We start from the raw sequence: 16,098 nt of genomic DNA on the forward strand, positions 1-16,098 counted from the left end.
TCAAGATCTTGCCGGCGGGGGCTGGCGTAGCGATATCGCCGGAATGACCGGACCAGCCCCCTCCCCTGCCGCCTTCGAAGCCCTCGCCCACGCGGCGTTCGCGCGCATCCCCGAGCCGTTCGCGCAGCACCTCGAAGGTATCCGCGTTGCGGTGGAGGAATTCGCCGACGACGAGACGCTGGCCGCGCTCGGGATCGACGACGCGTGGAACCTGTCCGGCGTTTATCACGGTCGCTCGATGGACAAGGACTCGATCTGGAACTCGGGCGAGATGCGGCCGGTGATCAAGCTGTTTCGCCAGCCGCTGCTGGCCGAATGGTGCGAAACCGGCGTGGCGCTGGAAGACCTGGTGACTCACGTCGTGGTGCACGAGGTCGGCCATCACTTCGGCCTGTCGGACGCCGACATGCACGCGATCGAAGCCGGGGCTTAGGCCTTACCCCAACAACGCCATTGGCTTGTCACATCACCGTCCGATATGGCGGCATGATGATTCCGCAGATCAAGCGCAGCCTGCCGCTGCTCCTCGCCTCGTTGCTCGCCGCATGCGCGACCACGCCGACACCCCGTCAGACCCTTGCCGCCAGCGCGGACGCCCCGATCGAGATCGGCGTGATCGCGATCAACGATTTCCACGGCGCGCTCGAACCGCCCAAGCAGGCGGTCAATCTGCCCAATCCGGACGGAAGCTTCATCGGCGTTCCGGCGGGTGGCGCGGCCTGGCTGGCATCGGCGGTGGACTCGATCAAGGCCGAGCATCCCAACCATGTGGTGGTCGCGGCGGGCGACCTCACCAGCGCCTCGCAACTGGCGTCCTCACTCTACCTCGACGAGCCAGCCGTGGGTGTGATGAACCGCATCGGGCTGGAGTTCAACGCGGTGGGCAACCACGAGTTCGACCGTGGCCCCGACGAACTGCTGCGGCTGCAGAACGGCGGTTGCGCCAAGAACACCCGCCGCGCGCCGTGCCGACTGGAGCCGTTCACCGGCGCGACCTACAAGTACCTGTCCGCCAGCACCATCAGGGACGATGGATCGACGCTGTTCCCCGCCACCGGGCTCAAGATTTTCGACACCCCCGCCGGCAAGATCACGCTGGGCTTCATCGGCCTGTCGCTCAAGACGGTGCCCGCGCTGGTCTCCCCCGATGCGCTAAAGGGCCTGCACTTCGCGGACGAGGCCGACACCATCAACGCCGCGATCCCCAGGCTGAAGGCGCAAGGCGCGAACGCCATCGTCGTGCTGATCCACCAGGGCGGCAAGACCAGCGACTTCGGCGACGTCAACGGCTGCGACAAGTTCGCGGGCGACATCACCCCGATCCTCGACCGGCTGAACCCCGGCGTCGATGTGGTCGTTTCCGGCCATACCCATTGGGATTACGTCTGCGAACACGCGGGCAAGGATCCCGCTCACCCGATCCTGCTGACCAGCGCGGGCGTCTATGGCGAACTGGTCACCGACATCACCTTGGACTTCGATCCCAAGACCCACGCGCTGGTCGCCAAAAAGGCGCGCAACGTGATCGTGCAGTCGGAGCCCTACACCGGCTCGCGCGGGCTGATCCCGAACACGACCCGCGTGCCCCAGTTCGCGCCCAAGCCGGAGGTCGCGGCCTACGTGAAGCGCTACGTCGACGACGTGGCGAAGGAGACCTCGCGGCCCGCCGGCCACTTGTCAGGCCCCGCGGTGAAGACCGAGGGCGACGGCAGCTGGCGCGGCGGGCCTTTGGGCTACCTCATCGCCGACAGCCAGCTTGGCGCGACGCGGCGGCTGGGCGCGCAAGTGGGCTTCACCAACCCCTTCGGCGTGCGCACTTCGCTGGTGCCGGCGCGCGACGGCACGGTGACGTTCGGCCAGCTTTACGCCGTCCAGCCGTTCAACAACGACCTGGTGGTGCAGACGATGACCGGCGCGCAGATCAAGGCGGTGATCGAGGAAGGGCTGGACGACACGTACACCCAGCAGGTGCTCGCCCCTTCCGCCAACCTGCGTTACAGCTACGACATGCGCCGCCCCGCGGGCAAGCGCGTGGTCAGCCTCACGCTGGATGGCAAGCCGCTGGTGCCGACCAGGACGTATCGCGTTGCCACCAACAGCTTCCTGTCGGAAGGCGGCGACTTCTACACCGAGTTCACCCGCGCCACCGACAAGGTCCGCTCGGGCATCGACGTCGATGCGATGGAAGCATGGCTCACCGCCGTACCGATGCGCGCGGTACCCAACGACAAGCGCGTGACGCAGATCGGCGGCTGAGCGCGCTCAGCCGAACAGCCAGCTGCCCAGCATGCGGTGGAACGGGAAGGTGAAGAACCCGGCCGTCAGCAGCGCCCCGATCACCAGCCCGCGAACGGTGCGGCGGTGGCGCGCATGCTGGTGGCGGCGGGCGCTGGTGACCAGCACCGGCAGAGCGACCAGCGTGACGACGGAGAGGATGTGGATGGCGCTGAACTTGCCCTCGTTGTTCATGCGGATGGCGAAGCTGTCGATCGCGGTGACGGCCAGCGCGGCCACCCAGGCATAGCCGAGCCGGCGATGCAGCCGGTTTCCGCGCGGCATCCACAGGATCGCCGGCGTCAACGCCAGCGTCACCATCATGGTCGCCAGATGGAGCCACAAGGTCGAGGGCAGTTGCCCCAGATGATCGGCTCCGCGTGCGAGAGCGGCGAGGACGAACCCCAGCAACACGATGCTGAGCACGCCCAGCACACGCTCCGTGCGGTCGGGCATGAGCCCGACCGGCCTGTTCGCAGGTGCCACCCTGTCGGCGATGGTCGCCATCAGAAGCCGGCTCCGTCGGGCCAGTTGGGCGCGGCCAAACCCATGACCTTGAATAACGTACCCATCTGATCGTCCCCCACGAGCCGCTCGAGCGCCGAGGCCATGGCCTCGGCGTGTTGCGGCGAAAATTGCGCCAAGCTTTGCGCGCGCGCCTCTATGCCCAGGGCGCGCAGCCAGTCCCCCTGCCCCGCCGTACCCAGCCAGCGGCATCCGCGCGACAGGGCGACCTTGGCCAGCGTGGCGAAGTCGACATGCGCGGTCAGGTCCGCTTCGCCCGGATGCGCGAAGGCGTCCACCTTCTTGTGCGCACGTACCGCCTGCAGCGTTGATCCGGTGCGCAGGGCATCGTGGCCGTAATCGATGAACAGAGCGGCACCGCCCTGCTCGGCCAGCCGCCCGGCGATCTCGTAGACGACAGCAGCGGCGCCGGGACAAGTCTCGATCAGCGTGCCGGGTTCGGCCTCCCGCAACGCGGGCGGTACGGCGGCGTCCATCGGCCGCTCGCCGGCGATGCCGACCAGCGCATCCTCGTGCACCGCCACCATCCGCTCGCGCCAGCCGTGCTGCGTCTTGACCAGCTGGCGGATCGGCAAGGCGTCGAGGAATTCGTTGGCGACGAGCAGCACCGGCCCCGTCGTGGGCACCGTCGAGAGGTCATCATGCCAGAAAGCGTCGGGTACGGCGGCGAGCTGCAGCGCCTTCAGCGCGGGCGAGGTCTCCACGAAATGGACGCGCGGCGCCAGCCCGAACTTGCGCGCGGAACGCAGCACATCGCGTGCCAGGGTGCCACGCCCCGGTCCCAGCTCGACATAGTGCACCGGCTCGGGCGTGCCCGCGCGCATCCACATATCGGCCAGCCACAGGCCGACCATTTCGCCGAACATCTGGCTGATCTCGGGCGCGGTGACGAAGTCGCCCGCATCGCCCAGCGGATCGCGTGCGGCATAGTAGCGGGCGTTGGATTCGCCCATGAAGTACTGCACGCTGATCGGCCCGGTATTGGCGATGAGGCGGCGCAGGATGGCGGCGAGGCTATCCGTGCCCTCGTCGCGCATCGAACCGGGGAAGGTCATGGCCGGAGCGTCAGACCGGCACCGGCCGTCCGGTCGCCAGCGGCGGCTTGATCAATGCACGCGCGACCATCGCCAGGCCCAGCAGCATCAACGGGATCGTCAGCCACTGGCCCATCGAAAGACCGGTGCGCAGCGTGAACTCCTGCAGCTGCGCATCGGGTTCGCGGAAGAATTCGACGCAGAAGCGCGCGATGGCGATGCCGGTGGCGAATACGCCGACCAGCAAGCCGGGCCGGTACCGTGCGCGGCTTTTCCAGAACAGCAGCAGCATGACGACGATCAGCACCGCGCCTTCCAGCGTCGCTTCGTACAGCTGGCTGGGATGGCGCGGCAGCGGGCCGCCATCGGGGAAGACCATCGCCCACGGCACCTCGGGTCCGGCGACGCGGCCCCACAGCTCGCCGTTCACGAAGTTCGCCAGGCGCCCGAACATCATCCCGAACGGCACGCAGACCGCGATATAGTCGGCCACGCGGATGAAGTTCAGCCCACCGCGCCACGAGACCCAGGCGATCGCCAGCACCACGCCGATCAGCCCGCCGTGAAAGCTCATGCCGCCATGCCACAACGCCAGCAGTTCTGTCGGATGCGCCCAGAGGCTGGGGATGCCGGTATCGCCGCCGGTGTAGAACGTCGCATACCCCAGGCGACCGCCCAGGATGATGCCGAGCGTGCAGTAGAAGAACAGGTCGTCCGCATGGCGCTGCGCCATCGGCGCGCCGGGCGCCTTGATCATGCGGGTGAGGTGCCAATAGCCCAGCACGATGCCGGCCAGGTACGCCAGCGAGTAATACCGCAGCGTGAAGGAGCCGATCGGAATGCCGTTCTTCAGGCCCAGGTCGACCCAGTAGATCGGCTGGTGGCCTGCGGAAACCGTGGCGGCGGCGGCGGACAGGATCAGCAAACGGGCAACCTCGTATGATGTGTCGGATATGCGGCCTGGCGGCGGCACGGCCATTTCGCCGGCCTTCTGGCATAGCCGGATGGCCGAGGAAAGGCGGGTTTTGGATAGGACGCGCGCTGGCCGGTACGGATGCCTGCCGCAGTGTGGACAAAAGGATGTTGCGCGTGGTGCCTCAGCCGCCTTCCCACCGGCGCTCACAACCCCTAGATAAGCCTGGACATGCACGTAATCCGCATCCCTTCGCCGCGCGCCGTGATCGACCGTCGCGGTCTGACCACGCGTATCGCCGCGCTGGTGGAAGAGCACGGCACGCGAAAGGCGCGTCTCGACATCGTCGCCCTGTTGCGCGATGCGCTTGAGCAGGGACGCGTCGAGATCGCGCGGCGGCTCGTCGAAAAACCCAGCGCCGGTTACGAGATCGCCGAGGCGCAGGCCTTCCTCGTCGACCAGATCCTGCGGATCATCCACGATCACGTCATCGTCGATGTCTATCCGCCCAACAATCGCTCCAAGGGCGAGCGGCTGACGATCGCGGCGGTCGGTGGTTACGGGCGTGGCGAGATGGCGCCGCACTCCGACGTCGATATCGCGTTCCTGACCCCCATCCGCTGCACCGCCTGGTGCGAGCAGGTGATTGAGGCGATGCTGTATTTCCTGTGGGACCTGGGCCTCAAGATCGGCCAGTCCAGCCGCTCGATCGACGAGATGGTGCGGATGTGCAAGTCCGACCTCACGATCCGCACCGCCATGCTCGAAGCCCGCTATGTCTGGGGCGACCAGGACTTGTTCGAGGAAGCCCGCCAGCGGTTCTGGAAAGACGTGGTGCAGGGCACCGAACGCCAGTTCGTGGTCGAGAAGCTGGGCGAGCGCGAGGCGCGGCACAAGCGGATGGGCGATACCCGCTATGTGGTCGAGCCCAACGTGAAGGAAGGCAAGGGTTCCTTGCGCGATCTCCACACGCTCTTCTGGATCGGCAAGTACATCCACAAGGTGCGCAGTCAGGCCGATCTCGTGCAGGTCGGCCTGCTGAGCCAGAAGGAATATCGCGCGTTCCGCCGGGCCGAGAACTTCTTCTGGGCTGTGCGCTGCCACCTGCACACGATCACCCGTCGCGCCGAAGACCGGCTGACGTTCGACCTGCAGCGCGAAGTGGCGGCGCGCATGAATTACTCCGATCGCCCCGGCAAAAGCGCGGTCGAGCGGTTCATGCAGTACTTCTTCCTGCAGGCGAAGATCGTCGGCAGCCTGACCGGCGTGTTTCTGGCGCAATTGGATGAGCAATTCGCCCAGCGGCCCACACGCGGCCTGCTGGCGAACTTTCGCGCCCGCGTCCGTACCGTCAAGGGCTACAAGGTGTTCGGCGGCCGCGTGCGCGCACCCAGCGAGACATGGTTCACCGAGGATCCGGTTCGCCTGATCGAGATCTTCGTCGTCGCCGATCGCGAGGGGCTAGAGATCCATCCCGAGACCCTGCGCCAGATCGGCCACGACATTTCGCTGATCCGCGACGAGGTGCGCAACGATCCGCGCGCCAACACGCTGTTCATGGAACTGCTGACCAGCCGGCAGGACCCCGAGAAGATCCTGCGCGCCTTCAACGAGGCCGGTGTGTTCGGCCGTTTCGTCACCGAGTTCGGCCGCGTCAACGCGCAGATGCAGTTCGATATGTATCATCATTACACGGTGGACGAACATACCATTCGCGCCATCGGCCTGCTGGCCCGGATCGAACGCGGCGAGCTGAAGGACGACCATCCCCTCGCCCACGAGATCATCGGCAAGGTCCGCTCGCGCCGGGCACTCTACATGGCGGTGCTGCTCCACGACATCGCCAAGGGCCGCGGTGGCGACCATTCCGTGATCGGTGCGGAGATCGCCTGCCGGCTGTGCCCGCGGCTCGGCCTGGACGACGAGGAGACCGAACTGGTCGCTTGGCTGGTCCGCCAGCACCTGGTCATGAGCGCGACCTCGTTCAAGCGCGACCTGTCCGATGGCAAGACCATCGCCGATTTCGTGGGCATCGTGCAATCGGTCGACCGCCTGCGCCAGCTGACCCTGCTGACGGTGGTCGACATCCGTGCGGTCGGACCTGGCACCTGGAACAGCTGGAAGCGCCAGTTGATCGGCGACTTGTACGGCGCCGCCGAGGAACGCCTGCGGCTTGGCCACGCCGAATACGGCCGCGAGAAACGCATCGCCGCCAAGCGCGAAGCCGTCGCCGCACGGCTTGGCCCCGACAGCACCCTGATCGAGGCGATCGGCAAGCAGTTCGCCGATGCCTACTGGATCGCCGAAGCCGACGACGTGATCGCCAAGAACCTGGCGCAGTACGAAGCCTCGAAGAACGAGCCGCTGGCGATCTACAGCGAATTCTACCCCGCGCGCGGCGCCACGCTGGTGACGGTGATCGCCGCCGACCATCCCGGCCTGTTCTTTCGCATCGCCGGCGGCATCCACCTGGCCGGCGGCAACATCATCGACGCGCGCATCCACACCACCCGTACCGGCCGCGCGGTCGACAACTTCCTGGTGCAGGACCCGATCGGCCGGCCATTCCGCGAAGAGGGGCAGCTCGATCGGCTACGCACTTCGATCGAAGGCGCGCTGGCCAATCGCGTCCGCCTGCTGCCGCAGTTGCAGGCACGCCCCGATGCCCGCCCACGTGCCGATGCCTTCGACGTGCGCCCACGCGTGCTGGTCGACAACAAGGCGTCGAACCGCTTCACCGTGGTCGAGGTCAATGCCCGCGACCGGCCGGCCTTGCTCAACCGCTTGTCCTATGCGCTGTTCGACGCGCGGCTGATGGTCCACTCCGCCCATGTCGCCACATATGGCGAGCGCGCGGTCGATACCTTCTACGTGACCGATCTGCTGGGCGACAAGCTGGAGTCGCAGAGCCGCATCAAGACGCTGGAGAAGCGCATGCTGGAGGCCGCAAGCGAAGCGGCCGGGATCGCGGTCGCCGCCTGAACCTTCTTTCGACGCTGCGTAGTGCTTGCACTACGGCAGCCCCCTGTCATCTATGCGGCATCGCAACAAACGGTCTGGATCCATGTCCTCAGCCACCAGCAACGGCCCGCATCCACCTCAGACGGCGCTCGTCCTCCAAGGCGGCGGGGCGCTGGGCGCCTATCAGGCCGGCGTGTTCGAGGCGCTGGCCGGTACCGAACAGCAGCCCGACTGGATCGCCGGCATCTCGATCGGTGCGATCAATGCCGCGATCATCGCCGGCAATCCGCCCGCGCGTCGGGTCGAGCGGCTGCGCGCGTTCTGGCATCTGGTATCCAGCGAACTGCAGTTCCGCCTCGACAGCCCGCAAGGTTTCGCCCGTCGTGCCTTCAATGAGGCGGCGGCGCTGTTTGCCGCAGGCGTAGGCGTCCCCGGCTTCTTCACCCCCCGGTTTCCGCCGCTCGCGCCGGAATGGCCCGCCGAGCTTGGTCAGCTCAGCTACTACGACACCGCCCCGCTGCGCGAGACCCTGCTGAAGCTCGTCGACTTCGATCTGCTCAACAACGGTCCGGTGCGTTTCAGTGTCGGCGCGGTCAACGTGCTGAACGGAAACTTCGCCTATTTCGACAATCGGCAGCAGACGATCGGGCCGGAGCATGTGATGGCATCGGGCGCGCTGCCGCCGGGCTTCGCGCCGGTGGAGATCGAGGGCGAATGGTATTGGGATGGCGGCCTGGTTTCCAACACGCCGCTCCAGTATGTCCTCGACAGCCGACCGCTGTGCGACCTGACCGTGTTCCAGGTCGACCTGTTCAGCTCGCGCGGATCGGTGCCGCGCACGCTGGCGGACGTGGCGCAGCGTGAAAAGGACATCCGCTATTCCAGCCGCACCCGCCTCAACACCGATCAGTCCAAGAAGCTGCAGACGCTTCACGCCGCCGCCCGGCGGCTGGCGCGCAGATTACCGCCCGAGTTGCGAGACGATGCCGACTTGCGCATTCTGCTCGATCACGAGCCCGAGGGTTCGGTCGCGATCATGCACCTAATCAACCGCTGCACGCATTACGAGAGCAACTCGAAAGACTACGAGTTCTCGCGCCAGACGATCGAGGAACACTGGGCGGACGGCCGCGAGGATGCCACCTTTTCGCTCGCCCACCCCGAATGGATCGCGCGCAAGCACACCGGCGACACCATCACCACCTTCGACATCGCCGGCCACCGCCCGCGCCAGACCGAGACGTCGGGCGCCGCGCTCGATGCGTGCTGACCGCGTACCCTTTCGTTTGATCCAGGAGACCCGACCATGAAGCTGAAGGACAAGGCCTGCATCGTCACCGGCGCGGCCAGCGGTATCGGCAAGGCCATCGCCGACCGCTTCGCCTCCGAAGGCGGCAAAGTCGCGATCGCCGACCTCAACCTTGAAGCCGCGCAGAAGGCGGCCGACGACATCAAGGCCCGGTTCGGCACCGAAGCGCTCGCGATCGCCATGGACGTGACCAGCGAGGAACAGGTGAACGCCGGCGTCGCGCAGGTGGCGCAGGCCTGGGGCACGGTCGATGTGCTGGTCTCGAACGCCGGGATCCAGATCGTCAACCCGGTGGAGAACTACGCATTTTCCGACTGGAAGAAGATGCTGGCGATCCATCTCGACGGCGCGTTCCTGACCTCCAAGGCCTGCCTGCCGCATATGTATGCGCAAGGCGCGGGCACGATCATCTTCATGGGCTCGGTCCATTCCAAGGAAGCGAGCCCGCTCAAAAGCGCCTACGTGACGGCGAAGCACGGCCTGCTCGGCCTTTCGCGCGTGATCGCCAAGGAAGGCGGCAAGAAAGCCGTTCGCACCAACGTCATCTGCCCCGGCTTCGTGCGCACGCCGCTGGTGGACAAGCAGATCCCCGAACAGGCCAAGGAACTCGGCATCTCGGAGGACGAGGTGGTCAAGAAGGTCATGCTGGGCCAGACCGTCGACGGCGAATTCACCACCGTCGACGACATCGCCGAAGTCGCGCTGTTCTTTGCCGGGTTCGAAACCAACGCGCTCAACGGCCAGTCGCTGATCGCGAGCCACGGCTGGTTCATGGAGTGACGACCGGGTAGGCACGCCGCCATGTCCCGGCTGATCCTGTTCAACAAACCCTATGGCGTGCTCAGCCAGTTTACCGATCGCGGTTCGGATGGCGCGCGCGCCACGCTGTCCGACCATATCACCGTGCCCGGCGTTTATCCGGCGGGACGGCTGGATCGCGACAGCGAAGGGCTGCTGCTGCTGACCGACGACGGCCGGTTGCAGGCGCGGATCGCCGATCCCCGGTTCAAGACGCCCAAGACCTATCTGGTGCAAGTCGAGGGTGAGCCGGATGCCGAAGCGCTGGCAGCCCTGTCGCGTGGGGTGACGCTCAACGACGGTCCGACGCTGCCAGCCAAGGCCCTGCGGATCGACGACCCGGCGCTATGGCCCCGCGATCCGCCGGTGCGGTTCCGCAAGTCGGTGCCGGATTGCTGGATCAGCCTGACCATCCGCGAAGGGCGCAACCGTCAGGTCCGCCGCATGACCGCTGCCGTCGGGCATCCGACCTTGCGCCTCGTCCGCCAGCGCATCGGCGACTGGTCGCTGGATGCGCTGCAGCCCGGCGAGTGGCGCGAGATCGACGTGTGAGGCTTTAAGCCGCCGCGCGCAGCCGCTCGACCGCACGATCCTGCCCGATCAACGGCAGCAGGGCGGCCATGTCGGGGCCATGGTCCATCCCGGTCAACGCCTGTCGCAGCGGCAGGAACAAGGCCTTGCCCTTGCGCCCCGTCTCACCCTTCAGGGCGGCGGTGAGTGCGTGCCAGGGATCATCCCCCCAATGCCCCGCAAGCACATCGGCCGCCTGCGCCAAATAGGCGCGATCCTCGTCGGACATCGCGGGCACCGCGACCGGCCCGGTCACCACGCGCCACCAGTCCGCCGCTTGCGCGACATGCGTCAGGTTGGGCCGCACCGCTTGCCATGCTGCCGCGTCCATCCCCGCAGGCAAGCGATCGGCCACGGCCTCGAACGCCAGCGCATGCACCACCGCAGCATTGACCCGCTCCAGTTCGACCTCGTCGAAGCGCGCCGGCGCGCGGCCGAAATGCGAGACATCGAACGCAGCCGCGAGCGCCACCGCATCGAGCGAGGGATCGACCGGATCGCTCGTCCCAAGTCGTGCCAGCAACGCCACCAGCGCGGCGGGCTCGATCCCGATGTCGCGGAAATGCGCCACGCCCAGCGACCCCAGCCGCTTCGACAGCTTGCCTTCAGCACCGGTCAGCAGCGCCTCGTGCGCGAAGCGCGGCAGTGGAGCCCCCAAGGCTTCGAACATCTGCACTTGCGCGGCGGTGTTGGAGACGTGATCCTCGCCGCGCAGCACGTCCGTCACGCCCATGTCGACATCGTCGATGACCGATGGCAGCATATACAGCCACGAGCGATCGGCGCGGCGCACCACCGGGTCCGAGATCTGCGCGGGATCGAACTTCTGGGCCCCACGGATGCCGTCGTCCCATGCGATCGGTCGCTGGTGGTCGAGCAGGAAGCGCCAGTGCGGCGCCTCGCCCGCCGCGATCCGGCGCATCCGCTCCACCTCGGGGATCTCCAGCGCCGCGCGATCATAGACGGGCGCCAGGCCACGTCCCATCTGTACCTTGCGTTTGAGCTCCAGTTCCTGCGGCGTCTCCCAGCAGGGATAGACCCGACCGGCATCGGCCAGCCGCGCGAACGCCTCTTCATAGACCCCGAACCGTTCCGACTGGCGCGCCTCGTCGTCGGCGACGATACCGAGCCATGCGAGATCGGCCTTGATCGTACCGACATACTCCTCGCGGCTGCGTTCGGCGTCGGTGTCGTCGATGCGTAGCAGGAAGCGGCCACCGTGATGTCGGGCGAGCAGCCAGTTATGCAGCGCGGCGCGGACGTTGCCGACGTGAAGGTGGCCGGTGGGCGAAGGCGCGAAGCGGGTGACGACGGTCATGGCGGCGGCGTAGTCGGCGCGAACCGCCAGGTCAATTTGACCGTCAGATGATCCCGCGGATCAGGCCGAGTTCCAGCGCTTCCTGCGCCTCGACGTACCAGTTCGAGGGCGCGCGGCGCAGCACCTCGTCCAGCGTGACCTGCGTTCCACGGACCAGGTTCTCGAAACCTTCGTTCTGGATCGCGATCGACGCCCGGATTTCGTTGAGGGTCGCCTCGAGGCTGGCGATGCAGGTCGTCAGCGGCCCCTCGACATCGATCTGCTTATCCATCTTGCGTTCGTGGATCATCAGCCGGGTACCGCGCGTAAGGTAGCGGTTCTCAGGCAGGAAGAAGCTCATGAAAGTGGTTCCCGCCGAATAGACCGCGGCCTTGCCCAGGAACACGAAGCGCCGATCGGGATCGAGATCGCTGCGGAACCGCACGTCCTCTCCCATGATCCGGGCGACCTCGGGATCGCCGCCCAGCGTCGTCAGTTCGATCGCCACCACGCCTTGCTTGGGCGCAGCGGCCAGCTTGTCGCGAAAACTGGCATACATCTCGTAGTCCACGGTGCCGGACAGCAAAATGGCAGGATCGCGAAAGTCGTTCGCCTGGAGTTGGTCTGGCGGCATTGTCATGCGATGGGTTCCTTGAGCCAGATCAAGCAGATACGCGCCACCCACGTCGCGCGGCTGGTGCTTTCGACGAGTAATGCAGCACGACGCTGGACGTTCCTGCAAGCGATCGACAACCTGGGAACATGACGTCGATCCTCGGTGCCCTGCCAGATCGCCTTGGGCGCAATGGGGGGCCGGGTGCCCGGCGCAAGCGAAAGCCGATAGACTGGCGCGACGTTCGTCGCACACGCCAGACAACAAAAAACCCTCCCGCTAAGGAAGGGTTCTCGTCCGCAGGAAACCTGATCGCGGCGGTATAAGACCGCCACCAACAAGCTTGTCTGGCGATACGATCGGGGGCGATCGCGCGGATGACGCGCAGCCCGGCCCCCGGCCGGATTACATTGCTGCTTCGGAAGCCGCGCTGGTTGCAGCGCCGTCTTCGGCAGTCATCGCCTCGTCGGTTGCCATCGGATCGGCAGCCATGGTCTCTTCCGGCATCGTTTCGACGCTGTCGGTAGCAGTCTGTTCAGTCGGTGTTTCCGAGCTACCGCAAGCGGCGAGAGCCAGGGCGGCGGCCGACGCGAAAGCGGCGTAAGCAATCTTCTTCATGGAATTCCCCTTGCATTGTTTGGCGCAGGCGCCAACGCTTGCAGGCAAGCCTGCAGCCGCATCCTTTAGCTTAACCCATGGTGCAACGCAAATGGGAATAATCCGCTCGCCAGGTTGAACTTTCCCTCTCGAATGAAGGCATTGCGCTGCTACGCAGCAGCAGGCTTGCGATCATATAAAGATATCTTTATATGCTGGCGCAATGCGACTGGAAGCTCTCCTCAAGGCCCTGGCCGACCCGACCCGCCTGCGCATCATGCGCTTGCTGGCCCACATGGAGTTGGCTGTCGGCGAACTGGCGCAAGTCCTGGGGCAAAGCCAGCCGCGCGTGTCGCGCCACGTCCGTATCCTTTGCGATGCCCATCTGGCGGAGCGGCGCAAGGAAGGCAGCTGGGTATTCCTGCGCGCCGCTATCGGCGAAGCCGCCGCGCCGCCGCTGGGCGCCGCGACCGCGCGCCTGCTGGCCGCCGCGGAAGCCGACGATGCGACCTTCGCCTCGCGATGCGCAGAGGACAGGCGCCATCTTGCCGCCATTCGTGCCGCCCGCCAGGCGGGTGCCGAAGCGTATTTCGAACGCCACGCACACGACTGGGATACCCTGCGATCGTTGCACACGCCCGACTTGCCGATCGAGGAAGCGCTGACGGCGATGCTGGGAACCGGGCCGCTGGGCGCGCTGCTCGATATCGGCACCGGGACCGGTCGCATGGCCGAGCTGTTCGCACCGCGAGCGACCAGGGTAACCGCGCTCGACAAGAGTCCGGAGATGTTGCGCGTCGCGCGCGCCCGACTCGACAACCTGCCGACCGGCGTGGTCGACCTGATCCAGGGTGACTTCACCGCCCTGCCCTTCGCGGTGGCGGGTGCACAGGACGGCTTCGACACCGTGCTGTTCCATCAGGTGCTGCATTACGCGCTCGATCCAGCCGTGGTTCTCGCGGAAGCGGCCCGGGTGACCCGGGACGGCGGACGCATCGCCATCGTCGATTTTGCCGCGCACGATCGCGAGGAACTGCGTGAACGCCACGCCCACGCGCGCCTGGGCTTTACCGACGAGCAGATGATCGGTTTCCTGGCCGACGCGGGTTTCGCCGGCGAGGCATCCCGCGCGCTACCCGGCCAGCCGCTCACGGTGAAGATCTGGACCGCGCGAAAGACGACCGGAACACAGGCTGCGGCGCTGCGACCGCGGATCGAATGGGAAGTAGGACAATGACCAGCGTTATCGAAGCCGACCCGGTGACTGCGGGCCCGGCGCCGGGCATCTCGCCCTTCGCCGAACTGCCCGGCGACATCGCCGTGTCGTTCGAATTCTTCCCGCCCAAGACCGAGAAGATGGAAGCGCAGCTGTGGGACGCGATCCACAATCTGGCGCCGCTCACCCCCAGCTTCGTCTCGGTGACGTACGGCGCGGGCGGCACCACGCGTGAGCGCACGCATGCCACCGTGGCGCGGATCGCGCGCGAGACCGGCATGGCGGCCGCCGCGCACCTCACCTGTGTCGCGGCGAGCAAGGCGGAGATTGCCGAGATCGCCGACCAGTACTGGCAGGCGGGCGTGCGCCACATCGTCGCGCTGCGCGGCGATCCGCCGCCAGCCGATGGCGGGCGCTTTGTGCCCCACGCGGACGGGTATGCCAGCGCCGCCGATCTTGTGGCCGGGCTCAAGGCCCAGCGCGACTTCGAGATTTCGGTCGCAGCCTATCCCGAAATCCACCCCGAAGCCGTCAGCGCGCAGCACGATCTCGACAATCTCAAGCGCAAGCTGGATGCGGGGGCCACCCGGGCGATCACGCAGTTCTTCTACTCGACCGATGCGTACTTCCGCTTCCTGGACAAGGCGCTCGCCGCTGGTATCGACGCCCCGATCCTGCCGGGGATCATGCCGGTGACGAACTTCGCCGCGATCCGCCGCATGTCGGGCAACACCGAGATTCCGGACTGGCTCGAAACGATGTTCGAGGGGCTGGACGATCGCCCCGGCCCGCGCGCGCTGGTCGCCGCCGTAGCCGCCGCCGACTTGTGCCGCCGGCTCTACGAAGGCGGCGTGCGCGATTTTCACTTCTATACGCTGAACCGCGCCGAGCAGGTCTACGCGATCTGCCAGCTGCTGGGCCTGCGCCCCAAGGACACCCTACGATGACCGCACGCGACACCTTCCTGACCGAAGCGGCCAAGCGCATCCTCATCACCGATGGCGCATTCGGCACCGAAATCCAGAACTGGAAGCTGGCGGAGGAAGACTACGCCGGCACCCTAGGCCTGACGCACGACCAGAAGGGCAACAACGACATCCTCGCGCTGACGAAGCCCGAGGTGCCGGAATCGATCCACCGCACCTACTTCGAAGCAGGTGCCGACATTGCCGAGACCAACACCTTCAGCGCCAACCGCATCAGCCAGGCCGATTACGGCGCGGAGCATCTCGTACGCGAGATCAACGTCGCCTCGGCGCAGCTCGCCCGACGGTTGGCCGATGAATATGCCGCCAAGGACGGCCGCCCGCGCTTCGTCGCCGGCGCGATCGGGCCGACCAACAAGACGCTGTCGCTGTCGCCCGACGTCAACGATCCGGGCTATCGCGAGATCGACTGGGACACACTGGTCGACGTTTACCTCGAACAGGCGCGCGCACTTGTCGAAGGCGGCGCCGACTTCATCCTGATCGAGACGGTGTTCGACACGCTCAACGCCAAGGCCGGCATCATGTCGGTGCGCAAGCTGGAGGCCGAACTCGGCCGCGAAGTGCCGATCATGCTGTCGATGACGCTGACCGACCTGTCGGGCCGCAACCTCTCGGGCCACACCGTCGAAGCGTTCTGGCACGCGGTACGCCATGCCAAGCCGCTGACGATCGGGCTCAACTGCTCGTTCGGCGCGACCCAGCTGCGGCCCCACGTCAAGACGCTGGCTGAGACTGCGGACACGCTGATCATGATCTACCCCAACGCCGGCCTGCCCAACGAACTGGGCGCCTACGACGAGATGCCCGACACCACCGCCGGCTTCGTCGCGGAGTGGGCGATCGCAGGCCAGGTCAACGTGCTGGGCGGCTGCTGCGGCTCGACCCCGGCGCACATCGCGGCGATGGCCAAGGCGGTTGCCGGCCTGCCCGCGCGCCAGCTGCCGGCGCTGGAGCCAGTGACGCGCCTCGCCGGGCTCGAACCGTTCATCATGGCCGCCTGAG

The 16,098-nt window shown here is 66.6% G+C and carries 15 protein-coding genes; 9 read left to right on the plus strand and 6 right to left on the minus strand.

All coding sequences use genetic code 11. The annotated features are described in order from the left end of the window. Nucleotides 1–43 precede the first annotated feature (43 nt). Together ACXJ1Z_RS03995 and ACXJ1Z_RS04000 are read left to right on the plus strand one after the other, a co-directional pair. A complete protein-coding gene (locus tag ACXJ1Z_RS03995; protein ID WP_463779706.1) occupies nt 44–433 on the plus strand; it encodes a metallopeptidase family protein in 390 nt (129 codons plus the stop codon). Between the two features lie 56 nt (nt 434–489). Continuing rightward, complete coding sequence (locus ACXJ1Z_RS04000; protein WP_488199532.1) at nt 490–2,256, plus strand: bifunctional metallophosphatase/5'-nucleotidase; 1,767 nt, start codon at nt 490–492, stop codon at nt 2,254–2,256. A 6-nt stretch (nt 2,257–2,262) separates the two neighbouring features. Here ACXJ1Z_RS04000 and ACXJ1Z_RS04005 read toward each other — a convergent pair whose 3' ends face one another. Genes ACXJ1Z_RS04005 through lgt form a run of 3 tightly spaced genes read right to left on the minus strand, consistent with a single transcriptional unit; the run spans nt 2,263 to nt 4,812 of the window. Further along, entirely contained in the window at nt 2,263–2,781 is a 519-nt protein-coding gene (locus ACXJ1Z_RS04005) for a DUF2306 domain-containing protein (protein WP_463779709.1), read from the minus strand. Then, entirely contained in the window at nt 2,781–3,854 is a 1,074-nt protein-coding gene (locus ACXJ1Z_RS04010; protein ID WP_463779711.1) for a class I SAM-dependent methyltransferase, read from the minus strand. The genes ACXJ1Z_RS04005 and ACXJ1Z_RS04010 overlap by 1 nt, the downstream gene beginning before the upstream one ends. Before the next feature lie 10 nt (nt 3,855–3,864). Beyond that, nucleotides 3,865–4,812: a prolipoprotein diacylglyceryl transferase gene (gene lgt / locus ACXJ1Z_RS04015; protein WP_463779712.1), complete on the minus strand. Its 948-nt coding sequence runs from the start codon at nt 4,810–4,812 to the stop codon at nt 3,865–3,867. A 165-nt stretch (nt 4,813–4,977) separates the two neighbouring features. Here lgt and ACXJ1Z_RS04020 point away from each other — a divergent pair, with 165 nt between their 5' ends. The 4 genes from ACXJ1Z_RS04020 (at nt 4,978) to ACXJ1Z_RS04035 (ending at nt 10,366) form a co-directional block, all read left to right on the plus strand. Continuing rightward, on the plus strand, nt 4,978–7,728 hold the full coding sequence (locus tag ACXJ1Z_RS04020; RefSeq protein ID WP_463779714.1) for a [protein-PII] uridylyltransferase: 2,751 nt from the start codon (nt 4,978–4,980) through the stop codon (nt 7,726–7,728). A gap of 82 nt (nt 7,729–7,810) precedes the next feature. Next, entirely contained in the window at nt 7,811–8,977 is a 1,167-nt protein-coding gene (locus ACXJ1Z_RS04025; RefSeq protein WP_463779715.1) for a patatin-like phospholipase family protein, read from the plus strand. A 36-nt stretch (nt 8,978–9,013) separates the two neighbouring features. Continuing rightward, nucleotides 9,014–9,796 (plus strand): 3-hydroxybutyrate dehydrogenase, encoded by a 783-nt coding sequence (locus ACXJ1Z_RS04030; RefSeq protein ID WP_463779718.1) that lies wholly within the window; start codon nt 9,014–9,016, stop codon nt 9,794–9,796. A gap of 21 nt (nt 9,797–9,817) precedes the next feature. Continuing rightward, nucleotides 9,818–10,366, plus strand: coding sequence for a pseudouridine synthase (locus ACXJ1Z_RS04035; protein WP_463779719.1), 549 nt, complete (start codon nt 9,818–9,820; stop codon nt 10,364–10,366). 4 nt (nt 10,367–10,370) lie between these two features. Here ACXJ1Z_RS04035 and gltX read toward each other — a convergent pair whose 3' ends face one another. The 3 genes from gltX to ACXJ1Z_RS04050 form a co-directional block, all read right to left on the minus strand. Next, nucleotides 10,371–11,702, minus strand: a complete 1,332-nt coding sequence (gene gltX, locus ACXJ1Z_RS04040) for a glutamate--tRNA ligase (protein WP_463779721.1) — start codon at nt 11,700–11,702, stop codon at nt 10,371–10,373. A 43-nt stretch (nt 11,703–11,745) separates the two neighbouring features. Next, complete coding sequence (locus ACXJ1Z_RS04045; RefSeq protein WP_463779722.1) at nt 11,746–12,321, minus strand: peptidase S14; 576 nt, start codon at nt 12,319–12,321, stop codon at nt 11,746–11,748. 378 nt (nt 12,322–12,699) lie between these two features. Then, a complete protein-coding gene (locus ACXJ1Z_RS04050; protein WP_463779724.1) occupies nt 12,700–12,912 on the minus strand; it encodes a hypothetical protein in 213 nt (70 codons plus the stop codon). 202 nt (nt 12,913–13,114) lie between these two features. Between ACXJ1Z_RS04050 and ACXJ1Z_RS04055 the strand changes: the two genes are divergently transcribed. Genes ACXJ1Z_RS04055 through ACXJ1Z_RS04065 form a run of 3 tightly spaced genes read left to right on the plus strand, consistent with a single transcriptional unit; the run spans nt 13,115 to nt 16,097 of the window. After that, nucleotides 13,115–14,128 carry an ArsR/SmtB family transcription factor gene (locus ACXJ1Z_RS04055; protein WP_463779725.1) on the plus strand — a complete coding sequence of 338 codons (1,014 nt, stop codon included), beginning with the start codon at nt 13,115–13,117 and terminating at the stop codon, nt 14,126–14,128. Continuing rightward, nucleotides 14,125–15,054 carry a methylenetetrahydrofolate reductase [NAD(P)H] gene (gene metF / locus ACXJ1Z_RS04060; protein WP_463779726.1) on the plus strand — a complete coding sequence of 310 codons (930 nt, stop codon included), beginning with the start codon at nt 14,125–14,127 and terminating at the stop codon, nt 15,052–15,054. The genes ACXJ1Z_RS04055 and metF overlap by 4 nt, the downstream gene beginning before the upstream one ends. Then, nucleotides 15,051–16,097 carry a homocysteine S-methyltransferase family protein gene (locus ACXJ1Z_RS04065; protein ID WP_463779727.1) on the plus strand — a complete coding sequence of 349 codons (1,047 nt, stop codon included), beginning with the start codon at nt 15,051–15,053 and terminating at the stop codon, nt 16,095–16,097. Before metF ends, ACXJ1Z_RS04065 begins: the two co-directional genes overlap by 4 nt. Nucleotide 16,098 lies beyond the last annotated feature (1 nt).

It is taken from the genome of Novosphingobium sp. TK46 (genome assembly GCF_055361525.1).

What these genes read in the sequence shown, in the direction of transcription:
- ACXJ1Z_RS04065 (WP_463779727.1), top strand. Translation starts at nt 15,051, where the DNA reads ATGACCGCACGCGACACCTTCCTGACCGAAGCGGCCAAGCGCATCCTC.
- metF (WP_463779726.1), top strand. Translation starts at nt 14,125, where the DNA reads ATGACCAGCGTTATCGAAGCCGACCCGGTGACTGCGGGCCCGGCGCCG.
- ACXJ1Z_RS03995 (WP_463779706.1), top strand. Translation starts at nt 44, where the DNA reads ATGACCGGACCAGCCCCCTCCCCTGCCGCCTTCGAAGCCCTCGCCCAC.
- ACXJ1Z_RS04025 (WP_463779715.1), top strand. Translation starts at nt 7,811, where the DNA reads ATGTCCTCAGCCACCAGCAACGGCCCGCATCCACCTCAGACGGCGCTC.
- ACXJ1Z_RS04035 (WP_463779719.1), top strand. Translation starts at nt 9,818, where the DNA reads ATGTCCCGGCTGATCCTGTTCAACAAACCCTATGGCGTGCTCAGCCAG.
- ACXJ1Z_RS04000 (WP_488199532.1), top strand. Translation starts at nt 490, where the DNA reads ATGATTCCGCAGATCAAGCGCAGCCTGCCGCTGCTCCTCGCCTCGTTG.
- ACXJ1Z_RS04005 (WP_463779709.1), bottom strand. Translation starts at nt 2,781, where the DNA reads ATGGCGACCATCGCCGACAGGGTGGCACCTGCGAACAGGCCGGTCGGG.
- ACXJ1Z_RS04055 (WP_463779725.1), top strand. Translation starts at nt 13,115, where the DNA reads ATGCGACTGGAAGCTCTCCTCAAGGCCCTGGCCGACCCGACCCGCCTG.
- ACXJ1Z_RS04020 (WP_463779714.1), top strand. Translation starts at nt 4,978, where the DNA reads ATGCACGTAATCCGCATCCCTTCGCCGCGCGCCGTGATCGACCGTCGC.
- lgt (WP_463779712.1), bottom strand. Translation starts at nt 4,812, where the DNA reads ATGGCCGTGCCGCCGCCAGGCCGCATATCCGACACATCATACGAGGTT.
- ACXJ1Z_RS04030 (WP_463779718.1), top strand. Translation starts at nt 9,014, where the DNA reads ATGAAGCTGAAGGACAAGGCCTGCATCGTCACCGGCGCGGCCAGCGGT.
- ACXJ1Z_RS04010 (WP_463779711.1), bottom strand. Translation starts at nt 3,854, where the DNA reads ATGACCTTCCCCGGTTCGATGCGCGACGAGGGCACGGATAGCCTCGCC.
- ACXJ1Z_RS04050 (WP_463779724.1), bottom strand. Translation starts at nt 12,912, where the DNA reads ATGAAGAAGATTGCTTACGCCGCTTTCGCGTCGGCCGCCGCCCTGGCT.
- gltX (WP_463779721.1), bottom strand. Translation starts at nt 11,702, where the DNA reads ATGACCGTCGTCACCCGCTTCGCGCCTTCGCCCACCGGCCACCTTCAC.
- ACXJ1Z_RS04045 (WP_463779722.1), bottom strand. Translation starts at nt 12,321, where the DNA reads ATGACAATGCCGCCAGACCAACTCCAGGCGAACGACTTTCGCGATCCT.